The sequence below is a fragment of the Sphingopyxis sp. L1A2A genome, assembly GCF_005502465.1.
Taxonomy (GTDB): Bacteria; Pseudomonadota; Alphaproteobacteria; order Sphingomonadales; family Sphingomonadaceae; genus Sphingopyxis.
The window spans coordinates 26,156-40,555 of record NZ_SCOT01000026.1; the positions used below are offsets into that span (position 1 = coordinate 26,156).

The following is a 14,400-nucleotide window of genomic DNA, read 5'->3' on the forward strand; positions in this document are numbered from 1 at the left end:
CGGGCCGCCCCTTTTCGTTTCAACGCGACAGAAAGGTCGTGATGCGCCCCAGCATCGCGGTTCGCACGTCGCTGTCGGTCAGGCTGTGCGCCAGCCCGGGATATTCGACCAGTTCGACGGTCTTTCCCGACGCCGCCAGTGCCCGTTTCATCATCCGCGCCTGTTCGATATCGACATTCTGATCGAGCGTGCCGTGAAACATCAGCACCGGAACGCCAATTTTTGCCGCATTCTGCGCCGGCGACCCCTCGCGGACATGCGGACCCGAGCCGATGAAATCGCGGGTGATCGATCCCGATCGATATTTTTCGCTTTCAAGCTTCAGTTCGGCGAGATCGGTGACCGGAGCGATCGCGACGATCGAACGGAACAGGTCGGGCGCCACGACCCCCGATTGCAGTGCCGCATAGCCGCCATAGGACCAGCCGACGATCGACAGTTTTGCCGGGTCGGCGCCTTCCTTGACCAGCCAGCGACCGGCATCAGTGACATCGCCGATTGCGGTCCGCCACGATTGAAAACCATTGTTTTGATACCATTGATCGCCATAGCCCGACGAGCCGCGATAATTGGGCTGGACCACCGCGAAACCGCGCGTCGCGAAATATTGCGACAGCCAGTCGAACCCCCATTCGTCGCGCGACGACGGCCCGCCGTGCGGCATGACGATCGCGGGCAGACCCTTCGCATTCGTGCGCCCGGGCGGCAGCGTCAGATAGCCCGGAATCATCGTGCCGTCGGCCGCCGGGTACTGGATCGCCTTGACTGGCGACAGCATCTGGTCGGCGAGCATCGGGCGATCCTCAAGCAGCGGGCGGAGCTGTTTTGCGGCGGGCGTGTAACGATAATAGCGGCCTGCATCGACATCCGACCCCGCCCAGACCAGCCACTGACTCTCATCCGCCGAGGCGTCGAGGAAATAGACGTCGCGCCCCCCGAGCGCCTTGGATAACGCGCCAGCCATCGCCGCGACCTTGGTGTCGGTGGTCACCATCTTGCGGCGATCGGTGGCGTAAGTGGCGCCGACCACCCGGCGCTCGCGCCCGACGCGGACCAGCCCATCGACATCAACCTCGGGATGCCGAAACAGGATATCGCCGCGTCCGCTGCCGTCGAGCCGGACCGCGCTGACCGCCAGGCGGCCGTCCACCTTGGCAAAGCCGATGGCGCGGTCGGTGGCGGCGTCGACGGTCACGGGGTCGAACCCCTCGTTGGTCAGGACATTGACGGCAGAGAGGGTTTGCCAGTCACCGCCCTGGCCTGGCTTGAAAAAATAGCGGATCACGCCGCTGACATAGCCAGTTTGCCCCTTTTGGCCCTGCGTCCCCATGATCCGGACCTTGCCCTTGCCGTCGGTGATATATTCGACGGCGTCGCGGCGCGGTTTTTCGACGACCTTGATCGCGCCGCTGGTGGCGTCCATCAGATCGACCCCCATGCCCTCATCATCCTTGACGATCAGCGACGCCGACTCGCGGTTGGCCTCGCGAACATGACTGCGCATCACCAGCACGCTACCGGCGGGGCCGGGCTGCCAGTCGATCACGCTGCCGCCGCGCAGATCAAGCCCGAGCGCATTGGCGCCGCGCCGCGTGCTGAGCGTCCGAACGTCGCCGCCCGCGGAATCGACGCTGACCAACGTCGTGAAGCCATAGATTTCCTCGCCATATTTCTGACGGCCGCCAACCTGGCAGATAATCCGTGCGTCGGTCGCCCAGCGGCACCAGGACAATATTTCGGGGTCGCCGCTGGCGCGCAATATGCGGCGCGGCGTCGCGCCATCGGCGATCTCGACGACATAAAGATCGTTCGCCTGCCCCTTGCTCGGGGCGACGAACGCCAATTTGGCGCCATCCGGCGACAGGCTGACCTGGGTGACGCCGGCCAGCGTGCCAAAGCGCCGCGCCACCTCGTCCTCTTGCGCCCCGACCGGTGCCGAACCCATGGCCAGTCCAAACCCCAGCAATCCCAGCCAGCGACCCCGCATCCGATATCCCCCTGTTTTATCGTCCCGTTTTCCTCTGCTAGAGCGCCGATGAGCGATTTCCAAGGACGAAAGGTTGCAGCGCGGCAGCGATGCTTGCGCCCGTCGCGTCCGGCTGGCACAACCCCGCGATCAAACGCCAAAGCCCAAGGATATGCCATGCTTCGTTTCCCCCGAACGACCGCCGCGCTCGCGCTTCTTTTGACCGTTGCCGCGTGCAATGCGTCCGACAAGGACGCGGCGCCCGCCCCCGCCATCCCCGATGTCGAGGTTCCCGAATTGTCGCTCGCAACGTTGCAGGAAGTGACGAAGGAGCTGTCGCTCGACGCCTATGAAGGCCGCGCGCCGGGCACCCCCGGCGAGGAAAAGACCGTCGCTTATCTGATCAAGAAATATCAGGAAGCGGGGCTGAAGCCCGGCAACAACGGCAGCTGGACGCAGGATGTGCCGCTGGTCGAAATCACCGCGAACAATGCGACGCCGTTGACCTTCACCGGCGGCAAGGCGCCGGTCACCGCGCAATATGCCAAGGATTATGTGGCGTTCAGCTATCGCGTGCAGCCGACGACCGCGGTCAAGGACAGCGACGTCGTCTTTGCTGGATATGGCATCGTCGCCCCCGAAAAGGGGTGGAATGATTACGCCGGGCTCGATGTGAAGGGCAAAACCGTCGTCGTTCTGGTCAACGACCCCGATTGGCAGACCAAGGAAGCCAAGGGCGAGTTCAACGGCCGCGCGATGACCTATTACGGCCGCTGGTCGTATAAATATGAAGAAGCGGCGCGGCAGGGCGCCGCCGCGGTGCTGATCGTCCACGACACCGAACCCGCCGCCTATGGCTGGAACGTCGTCGAATCGAGCAACACCGGCACGCAATATCTGGCCGAAAGCAAGGACGGCGGCGCCAGCCAGACCGTGGCCAACGGCTGGATCCAGCTGGCGAAAGCGAAGGAGCTGTTCGCCAGCGCCGGACAGGATTTCGACCAGCTGCGCGCCGGCGCGGGCAAAAAGGGCTTCAAGCCCGTCGCGCTGGCCGGGGTGAAGGCGTCGTTCAGCTTTGACAATGACATTGCCAAGAAAATGTCGCGCAACGTCATCGGCGTGCTGCCGGGGGCCAAGCGCCCCGACGAATATGTCCTCTACACCGGCCATTGGGACCATCTCGGCCGCTGCACACCCGTCGATGGCGACGACATCTGCAACGGCGCGGTCGACAATGCGACCGGCATCGCGGGTCTGGTGACGCTGGCGCAGGCGTTCAACAAGGCAGGCGCGCCCGACCGCAGCATCGTGTTCCTGGCGGTGACCGCCGAGGAATCGGGGCTCCTCGGATCGAAATATTATGCCGAAAACCCGGTGTTCCCGCTGTCGCAGACCGTCGGCGGGGTGAATATGGACGCGCTCAACTCGGTCGGCCCGGCGAAGGACATCGTGGTCGTCGGCGGCGGCAAGTCCGAACTCGACGCCTATGTCGAAAAGCTCGCGAAGATGGAAAGCCGCACGGTCAAGGCCGAACCGACCCCCGAAAAGGGCTTTTACTATCGTTCGGATCACTTCAGCTTTGCCAAGCTGGGCGTCCCGATGTTCAACTTCGGCAGCGGCGACGAGCTGGTCGAGGGCGGGATCGAAGCGGGCCAGAAAGCGTCCGAAGATTACGAAAAGAACCGCTATCACGCGCCGGGCGACGAATATGAGGCGATCACCAACTGGGGCGGCATGATGGCCGACCTGCGCCTCTATTACGCCGCGGGCCGGATGCTCGCAATGACCGAGGCATGGCCGAACTGGGTCGAAGGCGACGAATTCCGCGCCGCCCGCGACAAATCGCGCGCCGGGAAATAGGGTTTCGTCATTGCGAGCGGAGCGGGCCGAAGGCGGCCGTAGACCTACCAATCCAGAGCGGTTTACGCACACTCTGGATTGCCGCGTCGCTTCGCTCCTCGCAATGACGAAGCTAGGTACTAAGGACCGACAACCGCATGACGCTGAAAATGCCCGCCGAATGGGCACCGCACGACGCGGTGTGGATCGGCTTTCCGCACCTTGCCGACGAATGGTCGGGCCAGATCGACGCGGCGCGGCGCGATGTCGCTGCCTTTGCCAATGCCGTCCATGACGGCGGGCGCGGCGAGCAGGTGCGGCTGGTCGTCAACGATGACCGGCAGGCGCAGATTGCCGCGGCGCTTGTCGATCCGGGCGTGTCGATTGTGATCCAGCCGCTGGGCGACATCTGGCTGCGCGATACCGGACCGATCGTCGCGGGCATCGGCGCGGCGCGGCGCGCGCGCAATTTTGAATTCAACTGGTGGGGCGAGAAATTCGTCATGCCCGGCGATCAGGAAGTCGGCGCTGCGCTGGCCGCGTCGAGCGGCCTGCCGGTCGACGACCAGGACTGGGTGCTCGAGGGCGGCGGGATCGACGTCGACGGCACCGGGCTGTGCGTCACGACCGAAGAATGTCTGCTCAATCCGAACCGCAACCCCTTGCTGACACGCGACGATATCGCGGTGCGGCTCCACCGGTCGCTCGGCATCGATCGGCTGCTGTGGCTGGGCAAGGGGCTGGTCGGCGATCATACCGACGGCCATGTCGACAATCTGGCGCGCTTTGTCGGCGCGGGGCGGCTCGCGCTCCCCGTCGCCGCGAGTGACGACGACCCCAATATGCATATCTATGCCGACGCCCGCGCACGCACCGCGGCGTTCGGCGGGATCGAGATCGTCGACCTGCCCTCGCCCGGACGGATCGAAGTGGACGGCGAAGTCGCGGCGGCGAGTTATATGAACTTCTACATCGGCAACAGCGTCGTCGTCGTCCCGACCTATGGCGTTGCCAACGATCAGGCCGCGGTCGATGCGCTGGCGGCGCTGTTTCCGGGTCGCCGCGCCGTTGGCGTTCCGGCGCTCGGCATCATCGCCGGTGGCGGCAGCTTCCATTGCTCGAGCCAGCAGCTTCCGGCATAGCGGCGCCATGACCCGCACCCTCACCGTCGCTGCTTTGCAGCTCGCCCTGCCCGGCCCCGTCCAGCCCAATATCGACGCCGTGTCGGCGCTCGTCGCGGACGCCGCGGCGAAGGGCGCGCAAGTCATCCTGCCCCCCGAATTGTTTGAAGGGCCGTATTTCTGCCAGGTCGAAGATGAGGCGTTGTTCGCCAGCGCCCGACCGACCGCGGACCATCCCAGCGTCATCGCCATGCAGGCGCTCGCCGCAAAGCTGAAGATCGCGATCCCGACCAGCTTTTTCGAGCGCGACGGGCCACATTATTACAATACGCTCGCGATGATCGGCCCCGATGGCGCGATCATGGGCACCTATCGCAAGAGCCACATCCCCGACGGGCCGGGCTATGAAGAGAAATATTATTTCCGCCCCGGCAACAGCGGCTTCAAGGTCTGGGACATATTCGGCGCACGGATCGGCGTCGGCGTATGCTGGGACCAATGGTATCCCGAATGCGCGCGCGCGATGGCGCTGATGGGCGCCGAGCTCCTCTTCTATCCCACCGCGATCGGCAGCGAACCCTATGACGCCGACCTCGACACCAGCCGGATGTGGCGCCGCGCGATGCAGGGCCATGCGGTGTCGAACTGTATGCCAGTGATCGCCGCCAACCGCATCGGCACCGAGGGCGACGCCCATTTCTATGGCCACAGCTTCATCAGCGACGAATGGGGCGATTTGACGCAGGAATATGGCGCGGCCGAAACCGGCGTGCTGATCGAGACGATCGACCTCGACCGCGCGGCAAAGCACCGCGCCGGCATGGGATTTTTCCGCGATCGCCGACCGCAGCTTTACGGGCGGCTGGTCGAGGACATCTGACGCGCCGATTCAACCCTGGAAACGGCGGATGCTTTCCAGGTCGGCGCGATCGAGCGGCTGGGTCAACCACAGGCCACCGCGTCCGGCCCGCGACCAGCGCACAATCGCGCGGCGCTTGACCCCGCCCGCCAGGATCAGATCAAGCTCCTTGCCAACCTCGAAATGGCCGTCGTGGAGGAAACCCGCGCCGTGCTGCGACAAATCGACCAGTTCGATGTTGCCCGTACCCTCGGCGGTCACCGCTTGCGCCCGGCTGTGCACCGGCAGTCGCGGCTGGCGATAGCCGGTCGCGCGCTGTTCGGCGGCCAATTGCTTGAGCACGTCGGCGACATCGACCGCGGTGTCGAAGGCAACGCCGCAGCGTCCCTCGTTCGACCAGACGACATTTCCGACCAGCGTCACCGTATCCGACAACGCGATTTCCAGCCGTTCGCCGACGCTGATCGGCACGTCCGCGGCGAGCATCATGCCGCGGTCGGACATATTGCGGACGCGCCACAGGCCGGCGTCCCCGTTGCGCATGACCTTTGCGATACGCCAAACCGTGCGGTACCGATCGGCGCCGCGGCGATCGGTATCGGGACCGGCAATATCTTGCTCCTCGGCGGAATTGGAGAAGCGATGCTGATTCATGTTGTCCACCTTATCGGAGCAGCGTCGGGGAAAACGGCAATTCGCGGTCAATACCGCGAGACACATCCATGATTGCCAATGTCCATATCGAAAATGTCATTATTATTCAATGATATTACTGGTCATAGTTAATTCTCTTTAAACGAAACAAATCGGACTGCGGTTAAACCTGATCGCTAACCGTGAATAAACTTTGTATTTTGCATAATTTAACGGTGCCGCGACGGCGACATTAAGAGCCAATCTGGAAGCATTTTGCTGCAATTCGCGCACCCCGCGGCGGCGGTGATCGCGGACGCGGGCGCCCGATTTGCCCTGCCTTGCTAATTCTGGGGCGAGGCTGACGAGGTCGTCCCGGCGCCCCCGTACCGTTAATATTCAGCATCAATCTCAACGGTTTGAACCAGTTCGCCATGGGCGGTCACGCGCCGCATCCGTCCTGCCTCGATCCATACCGCGTTTCGCAGATGCCCGATGAAACTGGCGGATTCGATTTGAGCGCCTTAAGGCGCGGTCATGAGGATCGCGATCATCGACACCAGCACGACGCGCGCCGCCATCATTTCGGATGGGCTGCGCGAGGCCGGACTCGACGATCTGGTGCTGATCGACACGGCGGGACCGCTGGCGGCCCAGATCGAGGCGGCGCAGCCCGAAGTCGTGCTGATCAACCTCGAAAATCCCAGCCGCGACCTGCTCGAGGATTTCTTTGCCATGTCGCGCGCGCTGGCGCGGCCGATCGCGATGTTCGTCGACCAGAGCGATACCGAAGCGACCGGCGCGGCGATCGACGCGGGGGTGTCGGCCTATGTCGTCGACGGACTGTCGAAACAGCGGATCAAGCCGGTCATCGACCTCGCGGTGCGGCGGTTCCAGGCCTTTTCGCGGCTGCAACGCGAACTTGATGAGGCGAAAAATGCCCTGGCCGAGCGCGCGATCGTCGACCGCGCCAAGGCGATATTGATGAAACGACGCGCGATCGACGAACCCGCCGCTTATGCGCTGCTGCGCGGTCAGGCGATGCGAACCAACCGCCGCATTTCGGAAATAGCCGAGGCGATCGTGACCAGCGACGCGCTGCTGGGAGACATGGAATGAGCGCCGAGACGTTCCGCATCGGCTTTCTGCCGCTGGTCGATGCCGCGCTGCCGATTCTGGCGCATGAGCTGGGCTTTGCGGCGCGCGAGGGTGTCAGCATCGAACTGGTGCGTGACATGACCTGGGCGACGGTGCGCGACCGCCTGCTCTATGGCCACACCGACGCCGCGCACATGATCGCGCCGCTGGCGATCGCCACCGCGCTCGGCCGCGACCGGCCCGCAGTGGCGATGGCGGTGCCGTTCGTGCTGGGGCTCAACGGCAATGCCGTGACCTTTTCGACCCAGCTCGCCAAGGACGTCGGGCTGGGCGACACGCTGGGCGATCCGGCCGCGATCGGCGCGGCGCTGCAGCGCGTCGCGGCGGCGCGGAAAATTGCGGGGAAGCCGCTGCGCTTCGGTGTCGTGCATCGCTACTCCAGCCATAATTATATGCTGCGGTACTGGCTCGCCGGGGTAGGCATCCGTCCTGATCTCCATATCGACATCGTGGTCACCAGCCCGCCCTTTGCCGCGGACGCGCTGGCGGCGGGCGAGGTCGATGGCATCTGCGTCGGCGAACCGTGGAATTCAATCGCGGTCGAGCGCGGGGTCGGCCATATCGCGCTCGCCACCGCACAGATCTGGCGCCGCGGCGTCGAAAAGGTGCTCGCGCTGCGCGAGGCGGTGGTCGACGAACGGCGCGATGCGGTCGAGGCGCTGCTGCGCGCGCTCCACGCCGCCGCCGCGCATTTCGTCGAGCCGGGCACGGCCGAGGACAGCGCCGAAATTCTGGCGCGCCCCGAATATCTGAACGCTTCGCGCGATGCAGTGCTGCGCGCGATCACCGATCGCATCCGGCTGACCCCCGGCGGCGAGCCGATCCATTATCCCGATTTCATGTTCCAGCACCGCGAAGCCGCCAACTTCCCCTGGCGCAGTCAGGCCGCGTGGCTCTATTCGCAGATGCTGCGCTGGGACGCCGCATCTTACGCGGCCGCCGACGCCGCCACCGCGACCGCGGTGTTCCGCCCCGACATCTATCGCGCCGCGCTGGCGGGCTCGGGGGCGCCGCTGCCGGGGGCGAGTTCAAAGCTGGAAGGCGGCATCGACACGCCGCTCGGCGCCGGGTCGGTGCAGGGGCGACTGCTGCTGGGCAGCGACCGGTTTTTCGACGGTCGCGCCTTCGATCCCGACGATATTCAGGGCTATCTTGCTGATCTTCCCTGAATTTCAATTTATGCTGCACCTGCGAAATAACCGCTTGCGGGAAGCCCGCGAATCAGGCAGTTTAAACGCACTCGGCAAGGCTGCCGGGGCAGGATAAAGCGGCTACGGCTCCAACGACGGGGCCGGTCCGCGCGGCAGGCGGGAAGCCTTTTCCCGTAATCCAACAGGCAATGAAGCCGTCAGGATGCGCCCGCGTGGCCGCCGTCCTGGCGGCTTTTTTATTGCCCGTCACACGAAGGGGACGGACGATGACGACAGCAAGTGGGACGACGGCACAGGCGGGGGCGAGAACAGCGCCCAAATCGAACTTCTGGTCCAGCGGGCACTGGCCGACGCTGGTCGCCGCCTTTCTGTACTTCGACCTCGCCTTCATGGTGTGGGTGGTGCTGGGGCCACTGGCCCCTGCGATCTCCGCCGACCTTGGCCTCAGCGCGGCGCAAAAGGGCTTGATGGTCGCGGTGCCGACGCTCGCCGGGGCGCTGCTGCGCGTCGTCAACGGGCTGCTCGTCGACCGCATCGGCCCCAAACGGTCAGGCGCGATCAGCCAGGTGATCGTGATCGCCGGGCTGTTCAGCGCGTGGGCGATGGGGGTGACCAGCTTTGCCGGCACGCTCGCGCTTGGCGTGGTGCTCGGCTTTGCCGGGGCCAGCTTTGCCATCGCGCTGCCGCTCGCCAGCCGCTGGTATCCGCCCGAGCATCAGGGCAAGGCGATGGGCCTCGCCGGCATGGGCAATTCGGGCACCGTGCTCGCGGCGCTGTTCGCCCCCGGCCTCGCGGTCATGTTCGGCTGGAACGCAGTGCTCGGCCTCGCCTGCATCCCGTTGACCATCGTGTTCGTCATCTATCTGTTCATGGCCAAGGACGCGCCGAACGCCCCCGCGCCCAAGAAGCTGGCGCATTATTTCGAGCCGCTCAAGACCGCCGACGCCTGGTGGCTGATGGCCTTTTATTCGGTGACCTTCGGCGGCTTCGTCGGGCTCGCCGCGTCGCTACCGATCTATTTCACCGACCAGTTCCACCTGACCCCGGTGATGGCGGGTTATTGCACCGCGGCCTGCGTCTTTGCCGGGTCGCTGGTGCGGCCGATGGGCGGCGCGCTCGCCGACCGCATCGGCGGGGTCAAGGCGCTGATGATGGTGTTCGTCGTCGCCGCGCTGGCGCTCGCCGGGGTGCCGCAAGCCGACACGCTGCCCGCCGCACTCGGCCTGTTCGTCATCGCGATGCTCGCGCTGGGCACCGGCAACGGCTCGGTCTTCCAGCTCGTCCCGCAGCGCTTTTCGGCCGAGATCGGCGTGATGACCGGGCTGGTCGGCATGGCGGGCGGCATCGGCGGTTTCTACCTCGCCTCCTCGCTCGGCTTTGCCAAGCAATGGACAGGCAGCTTCGCGCCGGGCTTTTACATCTTTGCCGGGCTGGCGGTCGCCGCATTGATCGGACTGCTGTTCGTGAAGAGCCAGTGGCGCAGGGCCTGGGGCGCCGCCGAAGGCGTGCGGATCTAGTCATGACCCGCACCCTCATCCTGTTGCTGGCGCTCGCGCCGGCCGGGGCGGCGCATTCCCAGCCCGTCCAGATCAAGCCGCTCGGCGAAGCCCGCCTTCGCCATGAAATGGTCGATCAGGACGGCCTCGCCGCCAATGCCGAAGCCCTGACCCTGCGCGTCCGCGCCGGGGTCGAGGCCAAGGCGGGACGCTGGTCGGCGCTCGTCGAAGGGCAAGGCAACCTTGCCATCGTCGACGATTATTTCGACGGCCTCAACGGCGCGGCGACCCGCCCGATCGTCGCCGATCCCGAAAACATCGCCCTCACCCGCGCCCAGCTGCGTTACGCCTCGCCCGCCTTCGCGGTGACCGCGGGACGCCAGCGGATCGGTTTCGACGACGAGCGGTTCGTCGGCAGCGTCGGGTTTCGCCAGAACGGCCAGAGCTATGACGCGGTGCGCGCCGAGGTGACGCCGGTGAAAGGGGTCAAGGTCGACCTGGCCTATGCGTGGAGCGTGCGGACGATCTGGGGCATCGACGGCGCGGGGGCGCGGCAGCAAGCGGTGTCGGGCGACAATGTCTTTGCCAATGTTGGCGCCCAGACCCCCGTCGGCAAGCTCAGCGGCTTCGCCTATCTGGTCGATCAGGACGAAACGGCAATGCAGGGTTTTCGCATGTCGAGCCAAAGCTATGGCGTCCGGCTCGATGGCAACCGGCCGATCGGCAAGGCAAAAATCGCGTACCAGCTGAGCTATGCGCGCCAGTCCGACTGGCACCGCAACCCCAACGACTACAGCGCCGACTATTATCTGGCCGATGTCGCGGTCGATTTCGGCGGACCGCGCCTGGGCGTCGGTTACGAGGTGCTGGGCGCGGGTTCAGGAGCAATCGGGGGCACCGCCCTCACCAGCTTTCAGACCCCGCTCGCCACCGGGTTCAAATTTCAGGGCTGGGCCGACAAATTTCTGGTCACCCCGCCCGACGGGATACGCGACCTGTATGCGAGCGCGGGGTGGAGCTGGAAGACGGTCGGGGCGCTGAAAGCGGTCACCGTGCAGGCGGCGTACCACGATTATCGCAGCGACCGCGCGTCGCGCTCCTATGGCGACGAGATCGACCTGCTCGCCAGCGCCAGGCTCGGCAAGGTCACCGGATCGGTGCGCTACGCCCACTACAACGCCGACCGCTTCGCCACCGACACCGACAAATTTTGGCTGCAACTGGACTGGATGCTGTGATGGAATACCGCCCCCTCAACCCCGGCCCCGACACGCGCGAGCATCTGGTCGTGATCGGCAACGGCATGGCAGGGTGCCGCGCGGTCGAAGAGCTGCTCGCACGCGACGCCGACCGGTACCGCGTGACGATTTTCGGCGCCGAGCCGCGGGTCAATTATAACCGCATCATGCTCTCCCCCGTCCTTGCGGGCGAAAAGAGCTTTGACGACATCGTGATCAACGATGCCGACTGGTATGCGGCGAACGGCATCGCGCTGGTTGCGGGCGACCCGGTGATGGCGATCGACCGCGCCGCGAAGACGGTGACGACGCGCGGCGGCACGACCGAAAGCTATGACCGGCTGCTGATCGCGACCGGTTCCGATCCGTTCATCATCCCGGTGCCGGGCAAGGATCTGCCTGGCGTCATCGCGTTCCGTGACATGGACGATGTCGACACAATGCTGGCGGCGGCCGATGCGGGCGGCGATGCGGTGGTGATCGGCGGCGGCCTGCTCGGGTTGGAGGCCGCGCATGGGCTGAGCCTGCGCGGGATGAAGGTCACCGTCATCCACCTGATGCCGACGCTGATGGAACGCCAGCTCGACGAAGCCGCGGGGTGGCTGCTCAAAAACGCACTCGAAGCGCGCGGGCAGACGATCCTGACCGGCGCCGACACCGCCGAGATCGTCGGCGACGCCAAGGTCGAGGGGGTGAAGCTGAAAGACGGGACGCTGATCCCCGCCAGCCTCGTCGTCATGGCGGTCGGCATCCGCCCGTCGGTGGCGCTGGCCCGCAACGCAGGGCTGGCGGTCGGGCGCGGTATCCAGGTCGACGATCATATGGTCACTAGCGATCCCGCCGTTCTCGCGGTCGGCGAATGTGTCGAGCATGACGGGCAGGTTTATGGCCTCGTCGCGCCTTTGTGGGATATGTGCCGCAGCCTCGCCGACGGGCTGGTCGAGCAGCCGACGGGCTATCGCGGCTCGGTGACCTCGACCAAGCTCAAGGTGTCGGGGATCGACGTGTTTTCGGCGGGCGATTTTTCGGGCGGCGACGGGTGCGAGGACATCGTGCTGCGCGACGCGAGCCGCGGCATCTACAAGCGCGTCATCGTCAAGGACGACCGGATCGTCGGCGCGGTGCTCTATGGCGATACCGCCGACGGCAGCTGGTATTTCGACCTCCTCAAGAAACAGGAGGATGTCTCCGACCTCCGCGACCTCCTCATCTTCGGTCAAGCCTTCGCCTCGGGAGGGGGCGCCGCGGACCCTAAGGCGGCCGTTGCGGCGCTTTCTGCAGATGCGGAAATATGCGGCTGCAACGGCGTCACCAAGGGCCAGGTCGTGTCGTGCATCGCCAAGGGCGCGCACAGCCTCGATGCCGTGCGCGGCACCTGCAAGGCCTCGGCGAGCTGCGGCAGCTGTACCGGCCTCGTCGAAATGCTGCTCGCGCTCACGCTTGGTGACGAAGTGCAGGCGGGGCCGAAAACGATGTGCAAATGCACCAGCTTCGGTCACGACGATGTACGCCGCGAAATCGTCGCGCAGGGCATGCGCTCGATCCCCGAGGCGATGCAGCAGATGCACTGGACAACCCCCGACGGCTGTTCGTCGTGCCGCCCGGCGCTCAACTATTACCTGCTCTGCGCGCTCCCCGGAGAGTATGTCGATGACCAACAGAGCCGTTTCGTCAACGAACGCCTCCACGCCAATATCCAGAAGGACGGCACCTACTCGGTCGTCCCGCGCATGTGGGGCGGGCTGACCAACCCGACCGAGCTGCGCGCGATCGCCGATGTTGTCGAGAAATATGACGCGCCGATGGTCAAGGTCACCGGCGGCCAGCGGCTCGACATCTTCGGGATCAAGAAGGAGGATCTGCCTGCGGTGTGGGCCGACCTCAATGCCGCCGGGATGGTGTCGGGGCACGCCTATGGCAAGGCGCTGCGCACCGTGAAGACGTGCGTCGGGTCCGAATGGTGCCGTTTCGGCACCCAGGATTCGACCGGCCTTGGCGTCAAGATCGAACGGATGAGCTGGGGCAGCTGGATGCCGCACAAGTTCAAGATCGCGGTGTCGGGCTGCCCGCGCAATTGCGCCGAAGCGACGATCAAGGATTTCGGCATCGTCTGCGTCGACAGCGGCTACGAACTCCACGTCGGCGGCAACGGCGGGATTCATGTCCGCGTCACCGACCTGCTGTGCAAGGTCGCGACCGAGCAGGAGGCGATGGATTATTGCGCCGCCTTCATCCAGCTTTACCGCGAGGAAGCCCGTTATCTGGAGCGCACCGCGCCATGGATCGAGCGCGTCGGGGTCGAGCAGATCAAGGCGCGGATCGTCGACGACACCGCGGGACGCGAGGCGCTGCGCGCGCGCTTCCTCTATGCCCAGAGCTTTTCGCAGGACGACCCCTGGGCGCAGCGCGCCGGGGGCGCCGAGGCCGAACATCATGCGCCGATGGCGCGCTTCATTCCGCAGGAGGCACTGGTATGACCATAGCAGAATGGCTCGACATCGGCTGGGTCGATCAGATCCCGGTGCGTGGCAGCCGCACGGTGCAGGTCGCGGGCGGCGACGACATCGCCGTCTTTCGCACCGCCGAGGGCAAGGTCTTCGCGCTGCTCGATCGCTGCCCGCACAAGCATGGCCGGTTGAGCCAGGGCATCGTCCACGGCGGCGCGGTCGCCTGTCCGCTCCATAATTGGCGGATTTCGCTGTCGACCGGCGAAGCGCTCGGCGACGACAAGGGTTGCACCCCCACGGTGCCGGTCAAGATCGACGGCGGCCGCGTGCTGATCTGCCGCGCCAGCACGTTGAAGGCGGCGGCGTGACCAATAATTGCTCTACGCCGCTTGCTCCCCTCCCTCATAGGGAGGGGCTGGGGGTGGGTACGAGCGTCAGCGAGGCTCTCTTTTTCGGCAAGAACGCGCCGAGCGGGGCATCGAGCCCCGCCCG

The 14,400-nt window shown here is 65.5% G+C and carries 11 protein-coding genes; 9 read left to right on the forward strand and 2 right to left on the reverse strand.

What is annotated here, in order from left to right; translation table 11 throughout:
• Positions 1-19: 19 nt before the first annotated feature.
• Positions 20-1,987 carry a S9 family peptidase gene (locus FFS68_RS13465; RefSeq protein WP_137753719.1) on the reverse strand — a complete coding sequence of 656 codons (1,968 nt, stop codon included), beginning with the start codon at positions 1,985-1,987 and terminating at the stop codon, positions 20-22.
• Positions 1,988-2,143: 156 nt separating this feature from the next.
• Between FFS68_RS13465 and FFS68_RS13470 the strand changes: the two genes are divergently transcribed.
• The 3 genes from FFS68_RS13470 to aguB all read left to right on the forward strand — a co-directional run bounded on the left by FFS68_RS13470 (position 2,144) and on the right by aguB (position 5,806).
• Positions 2,144-3,826, forward strand: coding sequence for a M28 family metallopeptidase (locus tag FFS68_RS13470; protein WP_137753720.1), 1,683 nt, complete (start codon positions 2,144-2,146; stop codon positions 3,824-3,826).
• A gap of 137 nt (positions 3,827-3,963) precedes the next feature.
• A complete protein-coding gene (locus tag FFS68_RS13475) occupies positions 3,964-4,947 on the forward strand; it encodes an agmatine deiminase family protein (RefSeq protein WP_137753721.1) in 984 nt (327 codons plus the stop codon).
• Positions 4,948-4,954: 7 nt separating this feature from the next.
• Positions 4,955-5,806, forward strand: coding sequence for an N-carbamoylputrescine amidase (aguB, locus tag FFS68_RS13480; protein WP_137753722.1), 852 nt, complete (start codon positions 4,955-4,957; stop codon positions 5,804-5,806).
• Positions 5,807-5,815: 9 nt separating this feature from the next.
• Here the strand turns inward: aguB and FFS68_RS13485 are convergent, their stop codons facing one another.
• A complete protein-coding gene (locus FFS68_RS13485; RefSeq protein ID WP_137753723.1) occupies positions 5,816-6,439 on the reverse strand; it encodes a PilZ domain-containing protein in 624 nt (207 codons plus the stop codon).
• Positions 6,440-6,955: 516 nt separating this feature from the next.
• Between FFS68_RS13485 and FFS68_RS13490 the strand changes: the two genes are divergently transcribed.
• The 6 genes from FFS68_RS13490 to nirD all read left to right on the forward strand — a co-directional run bounded on the left by FFS68_RS13490 (position 6,956) and on the right by nirD (position 14,276).
• Positions 6,956-7,537 (forward strand): ANTAR domain-containing protein, encoded by a 582-nt coding sequence (locus FFS68_RS13490; protein WP_137753724.1) that lies wholly within the window; start codon positions 6,956-6,958, stop codon positions 7,535-7,537.
• A complete protein-coding gene (locus tag FFS68_RS13495; protein ID WP_137753725.1) occupies positions 7,534-8,745 on the forward strand; it encodes a CmpA/NrtA family ABC transporter substrate-binding protein in 1,212 nt (403 codons plus the stop codon). Before FFS68_RS13490 ends, FFS68_RS13495 begins: the two co-directional genes overlap by 4 nt.
• Positions 8,746-8,993: 248 nt before the next feature.
• Complete coding sequence (locus FFS68_RS13500; protein WP_137753726.1) at positions 8,994-10,244, forward strand: nitrate/nitrite transporter; 1,251 nt, start codon at positions 8,994-8,996, stop codon at positions 10,242-10,244.
• Between the two features lie 2 nt (positions 10,245-10,246).
• Positions 10,247-11,461, forward strand: coding sequence for a hypothetical protein (locus FFS68_RS13505; RefSeq protein ID WP_137753727.1), 1,215 nt, complete (start codon positions 10,247-10,249; stop codon positions 11,459-11,461).
• Positions 11,461-13,938, forward strand: coding sequence for a nitrite reductase large subunit NirB (nirB, locus tag FFS68_RS13510; protein ID WP_137753728.1), 2,478 nt, complete (start codon positions 11,461-11,463; stop codon positions 13,936-13,938). Before FFS68_RS13505 ends, nirB begins: the two co-directional genes overlap by 1 nt.
• On the forward strand, positions 13,935-14,276 hold the full coding sequence (nirD, locus tag FFS68_RS13515) for a nitrite reductase small subunit NirD (protein WP_137753729.1): 342 nt from the start codon (positions 13,935-13,937) through the stop codon (positions 14,274-14,276). Before nirB ends, nirD begins: the two co-directional genes overlap by 4 nt.
• The last annotated feature ends 124 nt before the right edge of the window (positions 14,277-14,400 follow it).

Coding starts and splice junctions, on each gene's coding strand:
- FFS68_RS13505 (WP_137753727.1), top strand. CDS start 10,247: ATGACCCGCACCCTCATCCTGTTGCTGGCGCTCGCGCCGGCCGGGGCG.
- aguB (WP_137753722.1), top strand. CDS start 4,955: ATGACCCGCACCCTCACCGTCGCTGCTTTGCAGCTCGCCCTGCCCGGC.
- nirB (WP_137753728.1), top strand. CDS start 11,461: ATGGAATACCGCCCCCTCAACCCCGGCCCCGACACGCGCGAGCATCTG.
- nirD (WP_137753729.1), top strand. CDS start 13,935: ATGACCATAGCAGAATGGCTCGACATCGGCTGGGTCGATCAGATCCCG.
- FFS68_RS13495 (WP_137753725.1), top strand. CDS start 7,534: ATGAGCGCCGAGACGTTCCGCATCGGCTTTCTGCCGCTGGTCGATGCC.
- FFS68_RS13500 (WP_137753726.1), top strand. CDS start 8,994: ATGACGACAGCAAGTGGGACGACGGCACAGGCGGGGGCGAGAACAGCG.
- FFS68_RS13470 (WP_137753720.1), top strand. CDS start 2,144: ATGCTTCGTTTCCCCCGAACGACCGCCGCGCTCGCGCTTCTTTTGACC.
- FFS68_RS13465 (WP_137753719.1), bottom strand. CDS start 1,987: ATGCGGGGTCGCTGGCTGGGATTGCTGGGGTTTGGACTGGCCATGGGT.
- FFS68_RS13475 (WP_137753721.1), top strand. CDS start 3,964: ATGACGCTGAAAATGCCCGCCGAATGGGCACCGCACGACGCGGTGTGG.
- FFS68_RS13490 (WP_137753724.1), top strand. CDS start 6,956: ATGAGGATCGCGATCATCGACACCAGCACGACGCGCGCCGCCATCATT.
- FFS68_RS13485 (WP_137753723.1), bottom strand. CDS start 6,439: ATGAATCAGCATCGCTTCTCCAATTCCGCCGAGGAGCAAGATATTGCC.